Annotated in this window: 4 protein-coding genes; all 4 read left to right on the top strand. The window is 48.1% G+C overall.

Annotated elements, in window-relative coordinates:
* Positions 1-966, top strand: a 966-nt coding sequence (locus tag WBA23_RS03725) for an alpha/beta hydrolase family protein (RefSeq protein ID WP_424580905.1), incomplete at its 5' end; no start/stop codon positions are given.
* A complete protein-coding gene (locus tag WBA23_RS03720; protein WP_424580904.1) occupies positions 967-2,088 on the top strand; it encodes a hypothetical protein in 1,122 nt (373 codons plus the stop codon). It begins immediately after the preceding gene.
* The gene (locus WBA23_RS03715; RefSeq protein WP_424580903.1) at positions 2,085-3,512 is read left to right on the top strand and encodes a sulfatase family protein; all 1,428 of its coding nucleotides are present in this window, start codon (positions 2,085-2,087) and stop codon (positions 3,510-3,512) included. The genes WBA23_RS03720 and WBA23_RS03715 overlap by 4 nt, the downstream gene beginning before the upstream one ends.
* Positions 3,509-3,694 (top strand): hypothetical protein (locus tag WBA23_RS03710; RefSeq protein WP_424580902.1); only part of this gene is annotated, 186 nt, incomplete at its 3' end. The genes WBA23_RS03715 and WBA23_RS03710, both read left to right, overlap by 4 nt.

The raw sequence follows: 3,694 nt of genomic DNA, 5'->3' as shown, positions 1-3,694 counted from the left end.
GGAATGAAACTGGATAAGATGCCCGACATAATGGGCGATTTTCATCCGATCATCCGGGATACCCGCGTGATGGACGGATACATCGTGGAGAATATAGCCATCGAGAGCTTTCCCGGTTTTTATATTGCAGGCAATTTGTATCGTCCGATTGATGCCAAAGAGAAAAACCCGGCTATCCTTTGTACCCACGGACATAAGAGTAACCGGGGGCTTACCGAAAATCTGCAAATCCGCTGTGCGGCTCTGGCTCGGATGGGAGCGATCGTTTTTGCCTATAGCATGGTTGGGCAGAAAGAACCCCGCCAGGTTACTCATACCATCCCGATTTCGTTGCTGCTTCAAACCTGGAACAGTCGACGGGTGTTGGAGTATCTGCTATCGCGGGAGGACGTGGATTCTACCCGCATCGGCATGACGGGTGAGTCGGGCGGGGCCACGCAAACCTTTATCCTGGCAGCTATTGACGAAAGAATAAAGGTTTCAGTGCCGGTGGCACAGGTATCGGCGCACTTTTTCGGAGGGTGCGTGGGGGAAAGCGGGATGCCGATTCATAAAAGTGAGCACCATCAAACCAATAATGTCGAGATTGCCGCCCTCTGCGCTCCCCGGCCAATGTTAGTTGTATCCGATGGGGCCGACTGGACAAGAAATACTCCCCTCATCGAGTACCCGTATATTCAGCGAGTGTACGCGCTCTACGATGCCGAGCACAAGGTAGAGAATGTCCACTTTCCGACCGAGAAGCATGACTACGGCTACTCCAAACGCGCAGCAGCCTACGTATTCTTGGCTCACCATTTAGGGTTAGCATTAGATAATATTCCCTACGACAACAAGTTTTTGGAAAATTTTGTAACGATACTACCCAATGACCAGCTTGATGTCTTCACCGCGGATAATCCGATTCCCGAAGATGCTCTAATGGGAGATGCAGCAGTAATCAACTATTTGAAAATTAACGAGTGAATGAAGGCTTCGTTACCGATAGATTTAAAAATAATGTTAGTATTTTCGGTGCTGATGGGGTTGCATATTCCGTTACTTTCTTTATCGCAAAGTCTTCCGAAAGAAATAATCACTACTCAACCCAATAGTTGGCGGTCGGCCACGGTATTCACCTATGCCATTTGGCAAGATCTACTGTTTTACGGAGGTGGTTCGGGCGACAGTGGGGGCGATCCGCGTCACGAAATTGAGATCGGTGTTTTTCACCTTATTGCACCCGACTACGGTTACAACCACCCAAATAATCCGGTAGTTACCCGCGCCCAATTCGGTCTGGATAAACCGGGGCAAGGTATTGCTCCGTTGTCAATTTTTGACCGGGGCGATAGCTTATTTATGTTCTGCACGTCGCGACCCAACGACGATTTAAACCCCCGAATTATCCTCATTTCGGCTAGTGTGAATGATCCCTACACCTGGGATAATTACCGAGTGATTGTCGATGAGGCCTTTTCCGGTAAGGAAAATAATCACGGAGCTTCAGCTCTGGTAAATCCTGATAGACTGGATAGCCTACTATTATATTTCGCCGCACTTTCAGGCAAAGAAGACTATCGGATATTATTGGCTGAGGTGCCCATTGCAGATATTTCCGACCCGGCTGCTTACATATTGCTAAACGACTATGATAATGCCGTACTACAAAAAACTGGAGCTAAAACGAATTACCCATACGTACGGTATGACCAGGAGCGACAAGAATACGAGTTATGGTATTCAGGGCATACCGGTTACAATGCTAAAACCAGATCTTGCTTTAGAACAGTTTCTGCCCATAATGATAGCTTCTTACCAGCTAGGCAAGCAGTGATAAATCCTTCGGGAAAAAGTAATCGGAACGATAGCGCGTACGCAACTGGTCCTAAGGTCTACCAAGATCATCTTTATTACTCCGGAAGAAAGGAAAAGAACGGAACCTACCGGGGTATTTTCTATCGGTACTGGAAAAACCGAACCAGCATCATTGCAAAAGTTTCGTCAGAAGCTGTTCCGGACTTCAAAGATATTGCCAAACCTACATTTGAAGCTGATTTGATCAGGATAGATTCTACCATCCGTGCTAAAAGCAACAAAACACTATGAATAGTCCAACACTTATATTTTTGTTAATTACGAGCGTTGGCTTACTGAGTACTCTTGGAGCTTCGGCCCAGAACGAAAAAGATGTAGCCCAACCTAACATTTTATTAATCCTTTCGGACGACCACAGTGTACCGTACCTGGGTGCTTACGGAAATTCAGATTTGAAGACCCCATACCTGGATAGCCTAGCGAAAAGTGGCGTGCGCTTTGACCGGGCGTATACCACCGCTCCGCAGTGTGTGCCTTCCCGAGCTTCAATTCTGACGGGGCGCAATGTGATTGACATTCGGATGAACCGTTTCACCGCCCCACTAGCCCGAGAGATTCCGACCATTCCTGAGTTTCTGGACTCAGTTGATTACTATACTGGTATTTGTGGCCGCTCCTATCACCTAGATGGGTCCTCCAGGAAAGCGGACAAAACACTGGAAACTTACCAAAAGTACAACATGGTTACCTTCAATGAGCGGGTAGACTACCTCAACAAGGGGAGTGACCCGGAGGTATTAGGGCAATTTCAGGAATTCTTAGATCAGGCACCGGAAAAACAGCCGTTCTTTATGTGGATGAATTTTAGCGACCCCCACCGAAAGTTCACTGCTGATGCCTACGAGCCAGACCCGATGAAGTTAACCGTTCCTAACGGAATGCCCGATACGGAAGAAGTAAGAAAAGATTTAGCGCAGCACTACGGTGAAATTATGCGACTGGATAGGCACGTAGGCGAGGTACTTAATGAGCTCGAGCAGCGAGGCATTGCCAACAATACTATCGTTATGTTTATGGGCGACAATGGTGCCGCCTTGCTAAGGGGTAAGGGAACGCTTTACGATTTAGGGCTACACGTACCGCTAATTGTAGCTGGACCAGGAATTTTATCAGGAGCGAATTCAAGGGCATTAGTATCCGGAATAGATATTGCGCCCACCGTACTGGAATTAGCGGGCTTAACCGTGCCGGGAAGCATGACGGGGAAAAGTTTTCGTCCGGCTCTGCGGGGTGAAGCGTACAATGGGCACGAATATATCTTCGGAGTGCGCGTGCCCCACGGGACTAGCCTGCCTAAGAACACATCCGCTTTTGATCTCAGTCGTACCGTATTTAACGAACGCTACAAACTAATCTATAATACGCTGTGGAAGCTTCCATACTCACCGGTGGATTTTGGAGGACAACCCGTATGGAAAGAGCTACAGGCCATGAAACAGGAGGGCACCTTGCCCACCAAGTACGAACGAGCGTTCTTTGCCGAACCCCGTAGTATGTTTGAACTTTATGACTTACAGCAAGATCCGGATGAGTTCAATAACCTGAGTGGGAATCCCAAATATGCCGCTATTGAGCAGCAACTAAAAGAAGAACTGCACGAGTGGATGATGGTTTATCAAGATTACCTTCCTCTACCTATCCCCCCCTCCCGATGAACCAAAGACGAACCATTGGTATCTTAGGGCAAGGTAGCTTAACCGCCTTATTTCCTCCTATGTCCAGTCTCCGGAGGAGCTACCCATCAGTGAACCTAACCGAAGTGCGGAAGCAGGTCTGTAACTGCTTTGAGTCCATCCGACTACCGAACCAGCTCAACGGAGCTTACGGAACCTTGGGC

The organism is Tunicatimonas sp. (assembly GCF_049647865.1).
Lineage (GTDB): Bacteria > Bacteroidota > Bacteroidia > Cytophagales > Cyclobacteriaceae > Tunicatimonas.
This window is presented reverse-complemented; position numbering and strand designations above follow the sequence as displayed.